20 protein-coding genes and 1 tRNA gene are annotated in these 18,232 nt (G+C 64.7%); all 21 read left to right on the plus strand.

The window, feature by feature from the left end; genetic code table 11:
• The first annotated feature begins 19 nt into the window (after nucleotides 1–19).
• Nucleotides 20–93: transfer RNA gene (locus ACYVO2_RS00775), tRNA-Leu, on the plus strand.
• A 226-nt stretch (nucleotides 94–319) separates the two neighbouring features.
• Nucleotides 320–523 carry an HNH endonuclease gene (locus tag ACYVO2_RS00780; RefSeq protein ID WP_461005519.1) on the plus strand — a complete coding sequence of 68 codons (204 nt, stop codon included), beginning with the start codon at nucleotides 320–322 and terminating at the stop codon, nucleotides 521–523.
• A 266-nt stretch (nucleotides 524–789) separates the two neighbouring features.
• A complete protein-coding gene (locus tag ACYVO2_RS00785) occupies nucleotides 790–1,158 on the plus strand; it encodes a phage terminase small subunit P27 family (RefSeq protein ID WP_461005756.1) in 369 nt (122 codons plus the stop codon).
• 41 nt (nucleotides 1,159–1,199) lie between these two features.
• Entirely contained in the window at nucleotides 1,200–2,762 is a 1,563-nt protein-coding gene (locus tag ACYVO2_RS00790) for a terminase large subunit domain-containing protein (protein ID WP_461005520.1), read from the plus strand.
• A 61-nt stretch (nucleotides 2,763–2,823) separates the two neighbouring features.
• Nucleotides 2,824–4,182, plus strand: coding sequence for a phage portal protein (locus ACYVO2_RS00795; RefSeq protein ID WP_461005521.1), 1,359 nt, complete (start codon nucleotides 2,824–2,826; stop codon nucleotides 4,180–4,182).
• Nucleotides 4,145–4,762, plus strand: coding sequence for an HK97 family phage prohead protease (locus tag ACYVO2_RS00800; RefSeq protein ID WP_461005522.1), 618 nt, complete (start codon nucleotides 4,145–4,147; stop codon nucleotides 4,760–4,762). The genes ACYVO2_RS00795 and ACYVO2_RS00800 overlap by 38 nt, the downstream gene beginning before the upstream one ends.
• Entirely contained in the window at nucleotides 4,762–5,940 is a 1,179-nt protein-coding gene (locus ACYVO2_RS00805; RefSeq protein ID WP_461005523.1) for a phage major capsid protein, read from the plus strand. Before ACYVO2_RS00800 ends, ACYVO2_RS00805 begins: the two co-directional genes overlap by 1 nt.
• 76 nt (nucleotides 5,941–6,016) lie before the next feature.
• On the plus strand, nucleotides 6,017–6,382 hold the full coding sequence (locus ACYVO2_RS00810; RefSeq protein WP_461005524.1) for a hypothetical protein: 366 nt from the start codon (nucleotides 6,017–6,019) through the stop codon (nucleotides 6,380–6,382).
• A gap of 8 nt (nucleotides 6,383–6,390) precedes the next feature.
• Nucleotides 6,391–6,822 carry a hypothetical protein gene (locus tag ACYVO2_RS00815; RefSeq protein ID WP_461005525.1) on the plus strand — a complete coding sequence of 144 codons (432 nt, stop codon included), beginning with the start codon at nucleotides 6,391–6,393 and terminating at the stop codon, nucleotides 6,820–6,822.
• Nucleotides 6,823–6,830: 8 nt separating this feature from the next.
• Nucleotides 6,831–7,832, plus strand: coding sequence for a phage tail tube protein (locus tag ACYVO2_RS00820; RefSeq protein WP_461005526.1), 1,002 nt, complete (start codon nucleotides 6,831–6,833; stop codon nucleotides 7,830–7,832).
• 38 nt (nucleotides 7,833–7,870) lie between these two features.
• Nucleotides 7,871–8,299: an HK97-gp10 family putative phage morphogenesis protein gene (locus ACYVO2_RS00825; protein WP_461005527.1), complete on the plus strand. Its 429-nt coding sequence runs from the start codon at nucleotides 7,871–7,873 to the stop codon at nucleotides 8,297–8,299.
• A 2-nt stretch (nucleotides 8,300–8,301) separates the two neighbouring features.
• Complete coding sequence (locus ACYVO2_RS00830; RefSeq protein WP_461005528.1) at nucleotides 8,302–8,580, plus strand: hypothetical protein; 279 nt, start codon at nucleotides 8,302–8,304, stop codon at nucleotides 8,578–8,580.
• 275 nt (nucleotides 8,581–8,855) lie between these two features.
• Nucleotides 8,856–11,186 carry a phage tail tape measure protein gene (locus tag ACYVO2_RS00835; protein ID WP_461005529.1) on the plus strand — a complete coding sequence of 777 codons (2,331 nt, stop codon included), beginning with the start codon at nucleotides 8,856–8,858 and terminating at the stop codon, nucleotides 11,184–11,186.
• Between the two features lie 47 nt (nucleotides 11,187–11,233).
• On the plus strand, nucleotides 11,234–12,031 hold the full coding sequence (locus ACYVO2_RS00840) for a hypothetical protein (protein WP_461005530.1): 798 nt from the start codon (nucleotides 11,234–11,236) through the stop codon (nucleotides 12,029–12,031).
• An 8-nt stretch (nucleotides 12,032–12,039) separates the two neighbouring features.
• The gene (locus ACYVO2_RS00845) at nucleotides 12,040–13,101 is read left to right on the plus strand and encodes a hypothetical protein (protein WP_461005531.1); all 1,062 of its coding nucleotides are present in this window, start codon (nucleotides 12,040–12,042) and stop codon (nucleotides 13,099–13,101) included.
• A gap of 19 nt (nucleotides 13,102–13,120) precedes the next feature.
• Nucleotides 13,121–13,891: a hypothetical protein gene (locus tag ACYVO2_RS00850; RefSeq protein ID WP_461005532.1), complete on the plus strand. Its 771-nt coding sequence runs from the start codon at nucleotides 13,121–13,123 to the stop codon at nucleotides 13,889–13,891.
• A gap of 12 nt (nucleotides 13,892–13,903) precedes the next feature.
• The gene (locus ACYVO2_RS00855; RefSeq protein ID WP_461005533.1) at nucleotides 13,904–14,146 is read left to right on the plus strand and encodes a hypothetical protein; all 243 of its coding nucleotides are present in this window, start codon (nucleotides 13,904–13,906) and stop codon (nucleotides 14,144–14,146) included.
• Nucleotides 14,147–14,246: 100 nt separating this feature from the next.
• A complete protein-coding gene (locus tag ACYVO2_RS00860) occupies nucleotides 14,247–16,298 on the plus strand; it encodes a hypothetical protein (RefSeq protein ID WP_461005534.1) in 2,052 nt (683 codons plus the stop codon).
• A gap of 79 nt (nucleotides 16,299–16,377) precedes the next feature.
• Nucleotides 16,378–17,136 carry a peptidoglycan-binding protein gene (locus ACYVO2_RS00865; protein WP_461005535.1) on the plus strand — a complete coding sequence of 253 codons (759 nt, stop codon included), beginning with the start codon at nucleotides 16,378–16,380 and terminating at the stop codon, nucleotides 17,134–17,136.
• A 106-nt stretch (nucleotides 17,137–17,242) separates the two neighbouring features.
• Nucleotides 17,243–17,461 carry a hypothetical protein gene (locus ACYVO2_RS00870; RefSeq protein WP_461005536.1) on the plus strand — a complete coding sequence of 73 codons (219 nt, stop codon included), beginning with the start codon at nucleotides 17,243–17,245 and terminating at the stop codon, nucleotides 17,459–17,461.
• Nucleotides 17,462–17,525: 64 nt separating this feature from the next.
• The gene (locus ACYVO2_RS00875) at nucleotides 17,526–18,089 is read left to right on the plus strand and encodes a deoxynucleotide monophosphate kinase family protein (protein WP_461005537.1); all 564 of its coding nucleotides are present in this window, start codon (nucleotides 17,526–17,528) and stop codon (nucleotides 18,087–18,089) included.
• Nucleotides 18,090–18,232 lie beyond the last annotated feature (143 nt).

Consider the following 18,232-nt stretch of genomic DNA (forward strand, 5'->3'; position numbering starts at 1 on the left):
TGAGACCCGCGCTCTCCCTGCCCGCCTAGCCCAACGGCAAGAGGCGTCGCGCTTAGACCGCGAAGGTTCCCGGTTCGAGTCCGGGGGCGGGTACGTGCATACCACCGACTCACGTGAGTCGGCGGTATCGGCCGAGGGTAGGGGGGTGCCCCCTGATGGGGGGTGACCTATGCGTACCCGGTGCCTTGACTGTCGAGAGTGGGCCACCCGCAAGGGTCGGTGCCCCGTGCATCACAAGGCGTATGAGAGTGGCCGGTCTTACCGGTCGCACCGCAAGCGACGTGAGGCTATCGCCCGTGGTCGCAATGCGGCGGCAATCATGCGCAAGGTTCTGCGCAAGGCTGGTCGTGGCGTGTGTGCGTCGTGCGGTCTCGCCTTCCTGGCGTCGGCCATTGAGGTTGACCACATTATCCCGCTTGCCAAGGGTGGCGAAGACGTCGCGGGCAATGTGCAGCCTCTTTGCAAGGCTTGTCACAAGGCCAAGACGCGAAATGACTTCGGCCATGCGGCTCCGCCCTTCTGAGGGTGGGGTGGGGCGCGCCGAAAGTTCGGCTGACGCGTTCCCTGGCGATCCCGGCCCAAGCTCGGGAAACGCGCGCTAGGTGTGGCGCCGTTTTTGGGGTGTCCGCCCGCGCGGACACTGGGCAAGCCTGCATTCCGGCACGCGAGAAAGGCACCCGTTAAGGGGTCTCTAAGCCCCCGGAAGGTGGTGTCAACGTGTCCCGAAGCAAGAATCCCGACATGCGAAACGGCAACGCGAACACCGCCGCCGAGCCTGCCGCCCCCGTGGTGTACGAGGGACGGGCCCCGCGTGTACCTGGCGGACTCATGCGCGTCGGTCGTGAGGTATGGCGGAACGTCTGGTCTGCGGGCAACGGGGCGTACTCGCCGGACACGGACCGGAACATCATCTTGCGCTACTGCGAACTGCATGACCGGCGAGCGGCGCTACTTGCCGCCATCGACAACGACGGGCTTATGACCGTGGGGTCTACCGGTCAGCCTGCCGTCCATCCCGCCATGCGCTATGTCGAGTCCACAGAGCGCGAACTACGCGCCATAGAGACCGTGATCGGCTTCACGCCGGAAGCGCGAATGCGGCTGGGGATCGTTGCGGCCGAGGCTCGGCGCGTGGCAGCCGGACCTGAGGACTTCTGACCACCGACTCACGTGAGTCGGTGCCTTGACGGGAGGTGCGCGTGTCCGGCATTGATCCCGTCATCGCGCGCCACATTCCGGCAGATGCGCCGTTCCCCTCCGAGGGGTACCGGGTCGCCAACTGGATTGAGCAGTTCTGCCGCCTTACCGGCTCTTTCGCCGGTCAGCCTTTCCGGCTTCTCGGATGGCAGCGTGAACTACTTGTTGACGCCTACGAACTCCGGCAAGACGCATTCGGTCGGTGGATTCGCAAGCACCGCATGTGCGTGGTCTGTATTGCGAGGAAGAACGGCAAGTCAACGCTTGCGGCGGCCATCATGCTTTACCACCTGATAGCCGACCGCGCCGACGCTCAGCGACAGATCATCGCTGCGGCCAACGACCGCAATCAGGCCCGTATGGTCTTCGACGCTGCAAAGCAGATGGTGAACGCTTCTCCGAAGCTCTCTGCCGTCTGCGATGTTCAGCGCGACGTGATCAAGTTCAAGGACTCCACCTATCGCGTGGTCTCTGCGGACGCCGGGCGGCAACAGGGTCTCAATCCCTCGGCGGTCAGCCTTGACGAGTACGCGTTCAGCAAGACGGCCGACCTGTTCGACGCGCTGACCCTGGGCAGTGCCGCGCGGAACCAGCCGATTACGTGGGTTGTCTCGACGGCTGGCCCCGACCCTGACGGCCCGTTCGCCAAGCTCTGTGAACAGGGTGAGCGGGTCAACTCCGGTGAGGCCACGGACCCGACGCTTTTCTATCGGTCGTGGGGCCCGCGCATTGGGGAACAGGTGGACCATCTAGACCCCGACGTGTGGCGTGCGTGCAATCCGTCGTACGAGATCCTGAACGAAGAGGACTTCCGCGCTGCCGCTCAGCGGAGCACAGAAGCAAGTTTCCGCATTTACCGGCTTAGTCAGTTCGTTCGGGGCGCGTCCACGTGGCTGCCTCATGGACTGTGGGACTTCCTTGCGGTAGACGACACCCTGAACCCCGGTGACGCCGTGGTGTTGGGCTTTGACGGCTCTTGGACGGGTGACAGTACGGCCCTGGTTGCTGCCCGCGTGCATGACCTTCGGGTGTTCGTGCTGGGGCACTGGGAGGCCCCGCCGGATGACGCACACTGGCGCGTCCCCATGGCGGACGTGCGTGACGCTCTCCGCTCCGCGCTGGACAGATACAGCGTGCGGAACCTCGTTGCCGACCCATACCGCTGGGAAGAGACGCTAGACAACCTTGAGGCCGAGGGGTACCCGGTTGAGGCTTTCCCGACGAACAGCCTCAAGCGCATGGTTCCGGCGACTCAGACCGTTTACGACGCCTGCCGTGACGGCCGGTTGTCGCATGACGGTAACCCTGCGCTCGCTCGGCACGTCGGTAACGCGGTGCTTCGAGAGGACAAGAACGGCGCACGCGTCACGAAAGAGCACGCGAGTTCCCGACGGAAGATCGACCTTTGCGTTGCCATGATCCTTGCCGTTCACGGCGCAGTGATGTTCCGGGAAGACAACCCCCACTTGATTGAAACGGCCATTGTCGCCACGTGGGAAGACAAAGACGGCCGCGTGCACAACGTGGGCGCCCCGGAATTCGATCAACTCCTAAACGACGACTAGCACGACTCCAGACCACCGACTCACGTGAGTCGGTGCCGTGAGTCACGCGGGGGTGGCTCACATGGGCTTTTGGCGTGCGCTCTTCCGGGGCTCTCGTGGCGTTGAGAAGCGGGCCCAGTGGGACCCTGCAACTGATCTGTTCCCGCTGCCCGGCGTCATGTCTGCTGCCGGACAGAAGGTGGACGCGAACAGTGCGCTCACGGTGTCGGCCGTCTTCGCGTGCGTCCGCCTGCTGAGCGAGACGATATGCACGCTGCCGGTAGCCACCTACTCCCGCAGGGGCGGAGTCCGCAAAGAGATCAAGTCGCCCCCGTGGCTGGACTACCCGAACGCGGAGCCCGGCGGGCTTGGCCGCATCGACCTACTGTCTCAGGTCGTGCTGTCTCTGCTGCTGGACGGCAACGCCTACCTTGCCGTTCTCTGGGACGGGCCGAACATCGTCGGGCTTGAGGTACTGGACCCCAACCGCATTGACACGCATACGGTCGTGGTGGACGGCAAGCGCCGCAAGGTCTTCTACGTGGCCGACTATGACGACGACGGCAACGAAGTCGCCCTAGGCTGGTTCACCACCCGCGAAATCCTCCACATCCCCGGGATGATGCTGCCCGGTGAGTTCACCGGCGTATCGCCTATCTCGTTCGCGCGCGAATCCATCGGGCTCGCCATGGCGGCGCAGACCTACGGGGCCAAGTTCTTTGCTAACGGCGCAATGCCCGGAGCGCTCATCGAAGTGCCCGGCGCCATGTCCGAAGAAGGGCTAGCGCGCGCCCGCGAAGCATGGCGACTGGCGAACTCCGGCGCGGACAACGCCCACCGTGTGGCGCTGCTGACCGAAGGGGCGAAGTTCTCCAAGGTCGCCCTGTCGCCGGACGAAGCACAATTCTTGCAAACCCGGCAATTTCAGGTCCCGGAAATCGCGCGCATCTTCGGCGTGCCTCCCCACCTGATAGCCGATGCCACCAACTCAACTAGCTGGGGCTCAGGGCTCGCTGAGCAGAATCAAGCGTTTGCAATGTTCAGCCTTCGCCCGTGGCTAGAGCGAATCGAAGCGGGCTTTACACGGCTGGTCTTCGCTGAGACGGCGGACCGACAGAAGTTCGTCAAGTTCAACTTGGACGGCATCCAGCGCGGCGCCCCGACTGAGCGCATGAGCATGTACTCAATCGGCTTGCAGCAAGGCATCTACAGCATTGACGAAGTGCGCGCGTGGGAAGACCTCGAACCCCTGCCGGACGGCATGGGGCAGGCACACCGCGTGCCCATGAATCTTGCCGACGTGACAGCCGACGAACCGCCCGCCAAGCCCGCTGCCATCGAGCCTCCGCCCGCAGACGAACCCCCGGCAGAGAACGGGGACGACGAAGAGGGGGACGCGCCCGATGACGACGGAGCGAAGGAATCTGGCACTACCGGCTGAGGTACGCGCCGAAGGCGAGACCGTGACCATGCGCGGGTACGCCTACCGGTTCCACGACCTGAGCCACAACCTAGGCGGATTCCGGGAACGCATCATGCCCGGGGCCGGGGCCGACTCGCTCAGGGCGAACGACGTGCTCGCCACGTTCAACCACAACATCAACAACATTCTTGGGCGGGCGAGTTCGGGCACGCTGCGGGCCGGTGAAGACACCTCCGGCGGCTGGTACGAGATCGACCTGCCCAACACCACGGTCGGCCGTGACCTTGCCGAACTCCTCAATCGGGGGGACGTGCGCGGTTCCTCGTTCACCTTCCGCGTGAACGAGAGGGGACAGCGAGTCCACGACAAGCCTGACGTAGATACCGGCCTGCCCATCCGTGAAATCACCAGCATGGATGTCCTCGAACTGGGCCCGGTCCTCAATCCTGCCTACCCGACCACCGACGCCGGGCTCAGCCGTTCCATTGCGCTGAGTCTCGGCATTCTCGACCAGACCACCGACTCACGTGAGTCGGTGGCCGACCATCCCGCGCGTGCACTGGTCCGCGCACTTCGACCCAAGGGGGGAGTCCAGTAATGGACGCCAAGACTCTGAGCGCGAACTTTGAGGCGCGCGAGCGGGCCCACGCCGAGCTTCGGGCGCTGACCGATGAATACGCCGGTAAGGAAATGGACGCCGACGCGCGCGAGAAGGAGACTCAGCTACTCGACGCCATTGCTGACTATGACGGCCGCGTGAAGCGGGGTGTTGAGGCCATCAAGGCATCCGAGTCCGTGAGTGCGCTCATGGCCGGGCTCAACGGAACCGGGAGCAAGCGTGAGGCTCAGGACAAGCTAGCCGATGCGGCATCGAAGCTTCGCGCGCTGAACCCCTACGAGTCGCTTATCTTCACCCCCGAGAAGCGGGCCGTTGTCGATACCAACACCGGCAAGAACGTCATTCCCCGGACTCTGTTCGGTCAGCTTCTCGCGGAGGCTGTCGAGCGTTCCACGGTGATGCGCAATGGCGCTTCGATCCTCACCACGTCCGGGGGCGAGTCCATCGACTTCACGGTTGTGACCGGACGCGCGTCGGCGGGCATCGTCGCCGAGAACGCCAACATTCCCGAGAGCACCCCGGCGACTGTTCAGCGGTCGGTCGGCGCCTACAAGTACGCGTACGCATCCGTGGTTTCCACGGAGTTCGTGCAGGATCAGGCGCTTGACCTTGTGGGCTTCCTGGTGTCGGACGCCGGTCCGGCGCTGGGCCACGGAATGGGCGAGCACTTTCTAGCCGGTACCGGCACCGGGCAGCCGAGGGGCATCCTGAACGCTGCTCCGGCCGCCGTCGCCACGTGGCAGGCGGGGGCGAAGGACAACACCGTTTCGGACGCGCTCATTGACCTGTTCTACGAGCTTCCGTCGTCCTACCGGACCAACGCCGTCTACGTGGTTTCCGACCAGACGGCCGGTGCCATGCGCAAGCTGAAGGACGCCAACGGCCAGTACCTATGGCAGTCGGCCCTTACGGCGGGTGCCCCGGACACGTTCAATGGCAAGACCGTGGTGACTGACGTGGTGGTCCCGAACGACAAGGTTCTGTTCGGCGACCTGAGCAAGTACAAGGTCCGGCTCGCCGGTCCGCTCCGCGTTGAGCGGTCCGTGGATGCCCGGTTCACCAACGACCAAATCGTGTACCGCTTCATTCAGCGGGCCGACGGGCTTCTAGTGGATGAGCGGTCGGCGAAGGTTCTGACCGTGACCCCCAAGCCGTAAGGCTCGGCGGGCGGCTGAGCGCAGACCACCGACTCACGTGAGTCGGTGGTCTGCCTCGCACCGAGGGGGGGTTCGCATGTCCTATGCAACCGTAGAAGACGTTCGCGCGCTGGACGGCATGGATGATGTGTCGGTCTTCCCGAATGAGACGCTGACAGACGCAATCGCGTACGCCGTTGAGACGGTCGAAAGCTACTGCGGGCGGAAATGGGAGGGGACCGACGCGCCCCCGGAAACGATCCGGTGGTGTGTGCGGACCCTCGCCCGACAGTACTGCCTTGATCTGGTGTCTCGCGTGCCGGACCGAGCGCTACAGCTTCAAGGCGAGTTCGGTTCTGTTCAGCTTGCACAGGCGGGCGGTACATGGCGCCCGACCAGCCTGCCGGAAGTGAATGCCCAGTTGAACCGGTACCGCGTGCGGCTGCCGTTCATCTTCATGTGAGGGGCATCGTGGCGCTGATCTTCGAAGCAAAGGTTGCCTTGTTCGACCGGCTCAAGGCGGCCACCCCGACCGGGGTCCAATGCACTTTCGCTGAGACCGGCAAGAGCGACCGGCGGCAACAAGTCTGGCTGGGTGCCTCCGCCGACGATGAGCTAGCGCCCGTGGCGTTCCGGCAGGGGCCGCGCAAGCCCACGGCCGTCACGGGGTACGTGGACGTGCATGCGCTGGTCATCTCGCCCGGCGACCCGATAGGCGCTGAGAGAGTCGTCTATAGCCTTCGCGACGCCGTTACGGAGGCTTGCCGCGCTGTTGAACCTGCGGGCGTGCCGGGGCTCATCGACGTTCGGCCGGAATCCTCAGAAACAGAGACGGCCGAAACCACTGACGGCGTGTACGCCGCGCTTACCGTCCGCGTGAGGATTCGCGGCAGAGTCACTTAGGGGGAACCGTGGCGCTAGACGCTGCCATTGGCATTGGCAAGGAATCGACGTACGGCACCGCCGCAACGTCCACGCTGGGCTATGAGGGCAAGTCCGATAGCTGGAAGACCGCCCGTCAGTTCATCGAATCCGTGGGCTTCCGCGCTGGTATGCAAACCGCTCGGGCCGACCGGCGGAACGTGGTGAACATGGGGGGTGAGGGCGAACTGGAGGTTGACCTACTGGACGCGGGCGCCGTCGCCCTTCTCTCCGCAGCGTTCGACGTGTACGACGGCGGGACCGCTGACCCGGCCACGGGCCTTACCGCCCACGTCTTCGAGAGCGGCGCCAACAGTGCGTCACCCTCGTTCACGGCCCAGATGATCCGGCCGACCACAGACGGAAAGTCCGTGGCCTACAAGCACGTCGGGTGCGTCGTCACTGAGTGGGAACTGACCGCCGAGGTAGAGAACGCGGTCACCCTCACCGCCACGTTCGACTTTCAGGACGTCAGCCATTCGGACAAGCCCGCTGACGCGCTGCCAATCAGCTACCCCGAAGAGGCGTACGTCTATGACTGGACGCGTACGGCCATCGCGCTGACCATCGACGGCGCGGCCGTCACTGTGGATGCGAACAAGCTGGAGTTGACCGGCGACCGGGGCATGAAGACCGACCGGCGGTTCCTGCGTGCCAACGCACTCAAGAAGGCCCCCGTGCGCGCGGCTATGCCGACCTATGAGGGGTCGCTGGAAGGCGAGTTCAACAGCGGTGCCGTGAAGCTCTATGAAGCGTTCATCGGCGGGGAAGTGGCGTCCCTGGTCGTCGAGTTCGACGGCATCACTCCGGGCACGTCCATGAGCATTGAATGTCCGGCAATCCAGTTCACGGGGGACAGTCCCGCAGCGTCCGTTGATGACGTGACGATGAGTGAGCTTCCGTTCCGTGTTCTGGACCCGGGTGACGGCCGGTCGGCTATCAAGGTCACGTACGTTGAGCCGACCCCCGGCTTTTCCTCAATCGGCGAGTGACTAGACCACCGACTCACGTGAGTCGGTGAGGGGGGTGCATGGCGGGCTCGCGGTTCTCGGTCCAGGTCGAAGGGCTGAACCAATTGAAGAGAACCCTTCGTCAGCTCAAGGACAAGGATCTTTCCAAGAAGGTCCGGGAAGTCAACAAAGAGGCAGCGGAGATAGTCAAGCCGGATGCTCAGCGCGGCGTTCCGCAGCGTACGCGCACGCCGAAGGACGGCAAGAAGTACCGACCGGGCAGGCTCGCCAAGTCGGTCAAGGTGGTCGCGTCGGCCAACTCCGCTGCCATCAAAGCGGGCAGCGCCGCCCGCGTCCCCTATGCCGGGGCCGTGCACTTCGGCTTCCCGCGTCGGGGCATCAAGCCGAACCGGTTCCTTTACCGGGCCATGGCTCGCAACAGCGAAAAGGTTTCCGAGACATACGAGCGCGAGATTACCGCCGTGCTCCGTGAGAAGTTGGAGAGCTGAGTATGGGTGCGAAGAAGAACGCTGCCGCTGGTGAGCTGGGAGAGGTTCTGTCGCTGGATATCGACAGTCTTTCCATTGACGAAATCGAGATTATTGAAGAGGTGATTGACGGCCCCCTCGATCAGCTTGCCAAGCCGGGGGCGCGCAAGGCAAAGCTTCTTCGCGCAATGGCCGTCGTCATCAAGCGTCGTGAGGACCCGAACTTCTCGGCTGAAGATGCGGGCAAGCTGCGCATCGCGTTCAAGAGCAAGCCGAAGGACCCTACCGCGCTCAGCGAGTGATCACGTGCGCGCGGCTGGTCGGCCACTTCACGGGGCTCACGTGGTCCGACGTGCGCGCGCTCTCGCTGAGGGATTTCAACACGCTGGCCGACCAGATGATTGCCGACCTTGAGGCACAGCAGAAACACGACCATCGCCTATCGCGTGGGCGCTCCGGCCGCACGGTGCATGGGGAGCACCGGACGCCGGTCATGACGTAAATCTCACTCTGCGTATAGCAAACCCCCTGAACTGGCGGCCCGCGGGATATACACAGAGTAACAACGGGGGGTGCTGTGGCTAAGCCGATCACGATTACCTTGTTGGGTGATCTGGACGACCTGAGCCGGTCGCTCAACGAGGGAACGCGGGACGTGACCGCGTTCGCCGACCAGGTTGAGACCGCGCTCAGGGAAGCCGCCGAAGAGGCTGCCCAGCTCAGCGAAGAGGTTGCCGAAGCGGGCGACGAAGCGAGTGACGAAGTAGGTGGCTTCGCCGACCGCTTCGGCGGGCTCGCTGCTGCTGCCGGTGTGGCGATAGGCGCTGCCCTGGTCGCTGGTATCGGCTCTGCCATGGAGAAGGAAGCAGGGAGTGATCTCCTTGCCGCTCAGCTTGGCGCGAGCCCGGAGGAAGCCAAGCGGTTGGGCGAAGCGGCAGGCGAGATCTACACGTCCGGCTGGGGAGAATCCGTTGCCGACGCCAATGAGGCACTGAAGTCGCTTTGGCAGCAAGGGCTAGTTCCCGCCGGGGCCACGGCTACCGAAATGGAAAAGATCGGCAAGTCCGCCATGGACGTTGCCGCCGTGCTGGGCGAAGAGGTGGGGCCGACCGCGAATGCCGTCGGCCAGATGATCAAAACCGGCATGGCCAAGGACGCGGACGAAGCTTTTGACATCCTCGTCCGTGGCGCCCAAGAGGGCGGCAACAAAGCGCAAGACCTCTTGGACACCTTCAATGAGTACGGCACCCAATTCCGCAAGTTCGGTCTTGACGGCAAAACCGCTATGGGCCTCATCTCTCAGGGGCTACAGGGCGGTGCGCGAGACGCTGATATCGTCGCCGACGCCATCAAAGAATTCTCCATTCGCGCCATCGACGGAAGCCAGACGACGGCGGACGGCTTCAAGGCAATCGGGCTCAACGCCGACGACATGCGCGCCAAGATTGCGGCGGGCGGTCCGGCTGCCCGGGAAGCCCTAGGCGTGACGCTGGACCGGCTACGGGCTATCAAGGACCCTGCCGAGCGCTCAGCGGCAGCCGTCGCACTCTTCGGCACTCAAAGCGAGGATTTGGGAGACGCGCTCTATTCGCTCGACGTTGACACCGCCGTTGAGTCGCTGGGCAAGGTGGACGGCGCGGCCAAGCGCGCGGGCGACACCATGCACGACAACGCGTCGCGGAAGATCACTGCCTTTTGGCGAAACCTCCAGACGCTTGCCGTTGACGTCATCGGCGGGACAGTGCTCCCTGCCGTCGAGGGACTAGCCGACAATCTCTCTTCCCTCGCCCGCTGGACGGAAGAGAACAAAGTCCCCATCCTCACAGTAGCCGCTGTGCTGACGGCCGTTCTGTTGCCCGCGCTCATTCAGTGGGGGGTCCAATCCGTCCTGGCCGGAGCCAAGGCCGTGGGCGCGTGGATCACCACGGCGACGACGGCCACGGGGTCAGCAGTCACTCAGGTGGCAGCTTCATGGGCCGTTGTGGGCGGCTGGGTGAGGGCAGGCGCTCAGGCCGTCATATCCGGCGCCATCGTCGTCGGGCAGTGGATAGCCGGGGGCACCGCAGCAATCGCCAACGGCGCAATCATGGTCGCTCAGTGGGTACTCATGGGCACTCAGGCCATGATCCAAGCTGCCCGCATGGCTGCCGCGTGGCTCATAGCCATGGGGCCGATTCCGCTGCTTATCGCTGCTATTGTCGGGCTCGCTCTGCTCATCTGGGCCAACTGGGACAAGATCAAGCGATGGACCGGCGAAGCCTTCGAATGGGTGTGGGAAAAGATCAAGGCCGTCTTCGGGTGGCTCAAGACCTTGTTCCTGAACTTCACCGGGCCGGGCATTCTGATCAAGCACTGGGACACCATCAGGACGAAGACGGCCGCCGCTTTCACGTGGGTGAGGGACAAAGCGAAGGCTGGCCTAGACGCGGTGGTCGGATTCTTCCGGGACCTGCCCGGCCGAATGCTCGGCCACGTCGGCAGGGTCGGCAGCGCTGCCCGCAGCATCGGCGGAAAGATCATTGACGGCCTGGGCAACGGCCTCTCCCAGACAGCAGAATTCGGGGCGGACATCGGCCGTGCGGTTGGCCGGGGAGTCAAGAACGCGGTCAACGATGTAATTGACCTACTCAACGGGGCCATTCCCAATCGAATTGGCATCGGTTCCGTAGGCGTCAATCTGCCGGACAATCCCATTCCGAAGATTCGCGCCATGGGCGGTCCGGCGTCCGGCTGGACGAGAGTCGGCGAGCGCGGAGCCGAGTGGGTCAACCTGCCGGGCGGTTCCCACGTGGTCCCGAACCATGCCGCCCCGGCCAATGGTGGCGTAACGGTCAACGTGACCAGCAACGCCGACCCTTTCGCAATCGGGCGCGAAGTGGCATGGGCCCTTCGGGTCGCGCCCCGGTAGACCACCGACTCACGTGAGTCGGTGGTCTGAACAGTCAGGGGGTAGGAATGGCGGAGCTGGACGACTGGACGTGCGAGTACAACGGGCTTGTCATGGGGGTGCCCGACTCTGCCATTTCCCTGGTAGCCGTTGACGGCCTGCTTTCGCTGCCCGATGTGCGGACGGCAGACCTAACCCTTGTTCAAAGGCACGGGCTCTACCCTGGCGACGACTATATGAACGGGCGTGCCGTGACGCTCACGCTTGAGGTCTACGGCGCAACGCGGGAAGAGTTCACGGACGCCGTGAGCGCCGTGTACGCGGCGTTCGTGCCCGCAGACCGGGAAAGTCCCCTACGGTTCCACTTCCCCGGCGTGGCGGGCGACAGAACGGCTTTCGTGAACGTCCGCCCGCGCAAGCGCACCGCCCCCCTCGATCTCAACTTCGCGCACCGCGTGTGCAACGTCGTGGTCGAACTCTTCGCTACCGATCCGTACATCTACGGGGACGCTCCGGTCTCGCTGGGGCTGTCAAGTCCGTGGCAGGGGTCGAACCCCAAGTTGTGGTTCCGGCAGGTGGGTTCGGTGCCCGCGCTTCCCGTGATCAAGCTGGACAACGCGAGGAATATCAAGCTGACAGACGAGATCACCGGGCAGTTCTTCGGCCTCGCGTACAGCGGCAGCGCGACCATCGACAGTGCCGCGCAGACCGTGATCAGCGATACCGGAGCCCCCCTTGGTGGGCAGATCACCCCGGGCTCGATGTGGCCCGAATACTCCTACGGCAACCATCGGCTGAGCCTCTACAGCGAAGCGACCACGCGGGCGACGTTGGCTGAGTTCTCGTGGCGGAACAGGTGGGCATGATGAGTGCTATGTATTCCGTCGTTCAGACGGAGCTGAAAAGCGGCAACGTGATAGCCGCGCTGCCGGTAACGGATATCCAGTTCACGCATGCGCTGAATGCCGCCGGTACCGCCACGGTGGGAATTCCGCTCTTCGCGCCGGAAGCCGACCCCGAAACCCTGAGCCCCGGCGTGAGCGGGCTTGTCGTGCTGCGGGACGGCGTCCCGGTGTGGGGTGGGATTCTCTGGGCTCTCGCTGCCGACCTTGCGGCGGGAACCCTTTCGTTGAACGCGTCCGGCTTTCACTCCCACTACCAGGGCCGCCACTTCACTGACGGGTGGACGGCCAAGAGCAAGGAACAGGCAACCATACTGAAGGATTGGTTCGCCTATTTCAACGCCGACAACGGCATTGGCACGGACACCGGCCTTGTGCAGCCAACCGGCCACGTGCGTACCACGGTGTGGACTCGCTACGAGCTGAAGAATGTTGCCGAGGCGATCGAAGAGCTTGCCGACAACGTCGGCGGATTCAACTTTCGGTACGTGCCCCACTGGGTGACGGTCGGCAGGAAGGTGGGGCACCGGTTCGTCATCACCAGCCGTTCCGGCGCGGTTGCCTCGCGCTCGCTGACGCACCGCGTGAACTGCAATGTGACCAGCGTCAGCTATGACAGCACGGCCCTATGCACGGTCGCCTACGCGACCGGGGCCGACAAGGGCAACGGGGAAAAGCTGGTCGGCATCGTCGAGAACCGCTCGCTTGCGACCCGCATGCCCGAACGCGTCATGGTCGGCGCGTACACCGACGTGAAGGAAACACGGACGCTCATAGACAAGGCACAGGCAACCATCAATGCGGGCGCTGTGCCGGTAGCGATTCCGGAACTCACCCTCTACCCCGACCGGTTCAGCCCACTTGACTTCGTGCCCGGTGAAGTGGCAGCCATCAGCGTTGACGCCGGGTATGTCGCGCTCTTCGATGAATTCGTGGTGACCGAATGCGCGACCACCGTGGACGCGAACGGAAGCGAGAGCATCCGGCTCGCTCTAGCGAGTAGGGAACTGTGGAGTAATGCCAACCCAAGCTAACGCCGTCCCCCCGTCGCTGGTGGGTGAACTCGCCGAACTCAAGCGGCGCATGACGGCCATTGAGCGGGCCCCGCTGGACGCCAACAAGTTCGACCGCTACCCCGTCGTCGAGTGGGCCACGCAAAGCAGACCCCCAACAGGGGGCAACATCTGGTCGTCCGTGGGGATCGCGAACGCTACGGGGCTCTCGTTCGATCGCGTGGAGGTGAAGTTCATTACTGACCTTCTCCTCACGGGCCGACGTGAGGCCGAAGTGCGGCTAGCTGCATTCCGGCACACCGGCAGAGCTGAACGGGAGATCGTCAGCGCGTCCGCCGTCCTGAACCTCACCGGGACCACTAACCGTGTGGTCGGTGTTGTCGTCATGCGCTGGGTCCACGGGATTCCTTATGGCTGGGACTACGCCGACGACACCACCATTTACACCATCGAGCTACAGCACCGATACAAGATGGGGCCGGACGACCCGAAAGGGCAGACCATCTATGCCGTTGCCGCCGTCGAAGGAAGCAGCAGCGACGGAATTCTCAACTGGCAGTATCAGGCGGATTCCCAAGGCAGGCAGCATTGGATCACCAGCTACCGCGCAGGGAGTAAATGGGCACCCGACTTCGTCACCGTTCCCAATGCAGATGACGGCGCGTACAGGATTTCTCCGATGCACTACTGCGTCGGCCTGCCGCAAAGCCGAATCCCGGAAGCCACCCCGAAAGGCTGGGCGTGGGGGCGCGGGACAAGCGCCTCATGGGGCCGTGACCCCGATCTCACGGAGGAGCATTTCAGCGTTTGAGGGGAGGGATCAATGGACTTCACCCGGCTGTATGGGGCCGCCGAAATCGCCCTGCCCCTTCTCGCCTTCCTGGCTTTCTCGCTGCACAGATTCCGTGCTGGCATGGAAGCGTCATGGAGACAAGAGGCGGAAGCCTACCGGAGCAAGTCGGAGCGGCAGTCTGAAGAGCTAGCCGCACTACACGCCGAGGTTCGCGCGCTGCGGCGTGAAAACGCAGAGTTGCGGACTCAGATCGCCGAACTTCTGAGCCGCTGACCACACACACCAGACCACCGACTCGCGCGAGTCGGTGGTCCTTCATGCCTAGGGGGCCCGCTTGCCGCTCTCACTCCCCGCCAGCATTCCCACGGTCGCGGTGCACGGCACCTACATGGGACCCGACGGACGGCCGCTTGCCGGGACGGTGACGTTCTCTGCGCCAACGCTGATTACGTTCCCGGACTCGGACCTGTTCGTTGCCGGTCCCGTCGTCGCCACCCTTGACGAGAACGGCCGCTTTTCCGTCCGTCTACCGGCCACCGACGCGCCCAACATGCAGCCGTCCGGCTGGTCCTACGTGGTCAAGGAGAACCTAAGCGGCGTGATCGGCGGGCGCACGTTCAGCGTGCTACTGCCCAAGGGGGTGCCGGACGTTGACCTTGCCGATATCGCCCCCGCCGATCCGTCCACGCCCAACTATGTGCCCGTGGCGGGCTCGCAGATCTTCACCGGCACGGCCGCGCCGACTTCCGAACTGGGGCGTGACGGCGACTTCTTCACGCAGTACGACACACGAACACTGTTGGGTGTCACGTCCACAACGGTCACGATGTGGACCAGGGCGCGCGGCACGTGGGCGAGACTGGGCGACGCGCTGAGGGGGGCCGCATGGTACGCCAGCACGACCACGCCCCCCAGCGACGACGCCACGCCCGGTGACTTCTTGCTGCGGGCCGACACAGGTGACGTGTGGCAGCGCCAGGCGTCCGGCTGGGGCAATGTCGCGAACCTCATGGGCCCGAAGGGCGACACGGGGCCGATCGGCGCCACGGGTGCGACCGGCCCGCAGGGGCCACCCGGCGCGGACAGCGTCGTTCCCGGCCCGCAAGGACCGAAGGGCGACACGGGGCCGGAAGGGGCGCCCGGACCTATGGGCCCGCAGGGACCGAAGGGTGACCCGGGGAACGGGTCGGTCAACTCCGTGAACGGGGACCTAGGGCCGGAGATCATGTTGGATGCTGCCGACGTAGGCGCAATCCCCGCCGCCGACAAGGGTGCTGCGGGCGGGGTCGCCGCGCTGGACGGCTCAGGCAAGGTGCCCGCCACTCAGCTACCGGTCATGGCCGACCCGAATGCCGTCACGAGCGTCAACGGCAAGCCCGGCCCGACCGTGACTCTCGCCGCTGCCGACGTGGGCGCCATGGCGGGCAGCGACGGCAGGACGGTCGGCTCCCTGTCACTGGACGGCTCGGCGAGCACCTACCGACCCATCAGGCTCCAATCCGGCGGCATCGACCGCTGGCAAGTGCAGCTCGACGGCACTGCCGAGAGCGGTAGCGACGCGGGCTCGAATATCCGGATCAGCGCACGCCGTGACGACGGCAGCGACGCGGGCATTGCGCTCTTCCTGCGTCGCTCAGACAGGCGGTCGGCATTTGGCACAACGTCACCACTGGGTGGCGCACAGGTAACCGCCGCCGGAGCGGTCGGCATGATCGATATCCCTACCGACCCGGCTAACGGGCCGGGCGGTGTACAGCTCTACTCCAAGAGCGGCGTGCCGCACTTCAAGCGAGGCGACGGCACGGCGTTCCCTGTCTCTCCGGCAGGGCGGAACGCGTGGACCCCGCAAGCACTGGGGTTTCAGGCGTGGTCGGTTGACCCGGCTTCCGTTGCCAACCCCACAACTCTCAAGGCCGCCGTGGTCGGGCGCATCTACCTCTGCGGAATGCACATCACCGAGCCGACCCCGGTAAGCCACGTGGTCATCATGGCGCGGGGGTGGGCGGGCTCGACGGCTATCCCGGCAGCGCGCTTCTATGCGGGTATCTACAACGAAGCCGGTTCACGCGTTGCCACATCAGGATTGGTGTCCAGTTTGCCCGCCGCCGGTCAGCTCAGCGGCTCGGCAGCAGGCATGCGGGACAACCACATCGGAGCGGTTCCCGTGCCGCTGACCACTTCCCCGACTCTCCAACCGGGACGCTATTGGTCTGCGTTCCTCATGTCGGCAGGCGGCGCCTCGGATTTCTACTACATGCACATACAGAATGAGGCCCCCTCGAATCCGGGGAACTTCTTCTTGGGCGCGGCATTCCAGCGCCATTGGTGCATCTCAAGCGGCCAAACTTCCCTGCCGACAAGCGTGAATCAGTCCACGGGGGAAGTCGGGCTAGACCCCGCAATCATGGCGCTTGCCCTTATCTGACCACCGACTCGCGTGAGTCGGTGCCTATGCCCCGTCCGGAGATTCCGGGTGGGGCCTTCTCGTGAGAGGAAGCGGACGCATGGCACGATTCAGCGGCGCTACGTGGCGACCGATCCCACGCAACTTCACGGACGGCGGACAAGAGGCCGTAAACGGCATCGTCGTCCACATCATGGATGGCAGCCTTGCCGGTACGGATTCGTGGTTCCGCAACCCCGACTCAAGGGCGTCCAGTCACTTCGGCACCGGACGTAGCGGCGCCTTGTACCAGTGGGTTGACACGACTGACCGCGCGTGGGCGCAGGGGACCGGAAACCGCACTTGGTTGAGCATCGAGAACGAGGGACGCGGGGGCGACTCGCTCACAGAGGCTCAGCTCAACCGGTGCGCTGAGGTGCTGGCGTGGGCCCACAAGACGCATGACGTGCCGCTACAGCTCACGTCCAGCCCCACGGGCCGAGGGCTGGGCTACCACGGCATGGGTGGGAGCGCGTGGGGCGGGCACACATCGTGCCCCGGGGGCAAGGTCGTTGCCCAGCTTCCCGAGATCGTGAAGCGCGCCAAGGCTCTCGCAGGCAAGCCGCCCGGTTACCAGCCGTTCCCCGGGGCCGCGTGGTTCAAGGCGAACCCCAAGAGCCCCGTCGTCACAGCCATGGGCAAGCGTCTCGTAGCCGTGGGGTGTGGGCGGTATGCGTCTGGTCCTGGTCCTCAGTGGACCGAGGCCGACCGCGCGAGTTACGCGGCGTGGCAGCGCAAGCGCGGATTCACCGGCAAGGACGCCGACGGGTGGCCGGGAAGGACCACGTGGGATGCGCTCAAGGTGCCTCGCGTTTCGTAACGCAGGGTACATCCCGCGGTGGCCGAGAATCCTCCCAGAAATGGACATAGGGGAAGCCGGCGAGCTGCGGATTTTTCACTCACAGTCACGAAAGGGAGATAGCCGAATGACCTTCATCAAGGACCACGCCACCCGGCTTTACGCCGTCCTGGTCGCCGTGCTCGCCCTGGTCGCGCACTACGCCCCCGCGCTGCCGTCCGCGCTCATCCTGGCCGTCGCTGCGGCCGTGCTGGGCACCGGTGAGGCCGTGCAGCGCGTAGAGAACGGCAAGACGCTCGATGCGCTTGAGACGGCCGGAATCGTCGTCCGGCGCCGCAAGCTGTAAGGCAGGCAACTCCGGCGCTCCCGTGGGTGGGGAAGAACACCTAGCCACGGGAGGTAAGCCCCGCATGGGACCCCCGCACATCGCTCTCATCGGTCGCGCCCGCTCCGGCAAAGACACCATTGCCGCCCGGCTGGTAAGCCACCACGCCTACACGCGAATTGCGTTCGCTGACCCGCTCAAGGAAATGGCCTTGAGCATCGACCCAATCGTTGCTTATGAGCCTTCGGGTTACGAGCCCTTGCCGATACGGCTGACTGACGTTGTGCGGCGCGTCGGCTGGGAACGCGCCAAGGACGAGTTCCCGGAAGTTCGGCGCACGCTACAGCGAGCCGGACAGGCGGCGCGCGACCACGATGCCGGGTTCTGGCTCGGTATCGCACTGGACAAGGTGGACGTGGCCGACGCGTGGAACCTCCCCGTTGTCATCACGGATTGCCGCTACCCGAACGAAGCGGCGGCACTCAAGGCACGTGGGTTCAAGCTGGCGAGAGTCACCCGTCAGTGTGCCAGCGACCGGACGGCCCAGCACCAGAGCGAGACCGCGCTAGACGGCTATCCGGCCGACGTGACCATTGCCAACACAGGCACGGTTGATGACCTCAACCGCCTTGTAGATCAACTCACTTGACGACACGTCAAGAGCGATTGGCAGGCCCCTCACTTGCATCCGTGCAGGTGGGGGGCTTCTTGCGTTTGAGCCACCGACTCACGTGAGTCGGTGAGTTGCGCGCGCGTGTGCGCGTGTGCCATTGTGGGCCCCGCAAGCACCAC

The sequence above is a fragment of the Streptomyces capparidis genome, from assembly GCF_054782095.1.

Excerpts from the sequence above, each read along its gene's own strand:
- ACYVO2_RS00780 (WP_461005519.1), top strand. The coding sequence starts at position 320 with ATGCGCAAGGTTCTGCGCAAGGCTGGTCGTGGCGTGTGTGCGTCGTGC.
- ACYVO2_RS00795 (WP_461005521.1), top strand. The coding sequence starts at position 2,824 with ATGGGCTTTTGGCGTGCGCTCTTCCGGGGCTCTCGTGGCGTTGAGAAG.
- ACYVO2_RS00800 (WP_461005522.1), top strand. The coding sequence starts at position 4,145 with ATGACGACGGAGCGAAGGAATCTGGCACTACCGGCTGAGGTACGCGCC.
- ACYVO2_RS00805 (WP_461005523.1), top strand. The coding sequence starts at position 4,762 with ATGGACGCCAAGACTCTGAGCGCGAACTTTGAGGCGCGCGAGCGGGCC.
- ACYVO2_RS00810 (WP_461005524.1), top strand. The coding sequence starts at position 6,017 with ATGTCCTATGCAACCGTAGAAGACGTTCGCGCGCTGGACGGCATGGAT.
- ACYVO2_RS00825 (WP_461005527.1), top strand. The coding sequence starts at position 7,871 with ATGGCGGGCTCGCGGTTCTCGGTCCAGGTCGAAGGGCTGAACCAATTG.
- ACYVO2_RS00830 (WP_461005528.1), top strand. The coding sequence starts at position 8,302 with ATGGGTGCGAAGAAGAACGCTGCCGCTGGTGAGCTGGGAGAGGTTCTG.
- ACYVO2_RS00840 (WP_461005530.1), top strand. The coding sequence starts at position 11,234 with ATGGCGGAGCTGGACGACTGGACGTGCGAGTACAACGGGCTTGTCATG.
- ACYVO2_RS00845 (WP_461005531.1), top strand. The coding sequence starts at position 12,040 with ATGTATTCCGTCGTTCAGACGGAGCTGAAAAGCGGCAACGTGATAGCC.
- ACYVO2_RS00855 (WP_461005533.1), top strand. The coding sequence starts at position 13,904 with ATGGACTTCACCCGGCTGTATGGGGCCGCCGAAATCGCCCTGCCCCTT.
- ACYVO2_RS00865 (WP_461005535.1), top strand. The coding sequence starts at position 16,378 with ATGGCACGATTCAGCGGCGCTACGTGGCGACCGATCCCACGCAACTTC.
- ACYVO2_RS00870 (WP_461005536.1), top strand. The coding sequence starts at position 17,243 with ATGACCTTCATCAAGGACCACGCCACCCGGCTTTACGCCGTCCTGGTC.
- ACYVO2_RS00875 (WP_461005537.1), top strand. The coding sequence starts at position 17,526 with ATGGGACCCCCGCACATCGCTCTCATCGGTCGCGCCCGCTCCGGCAAA.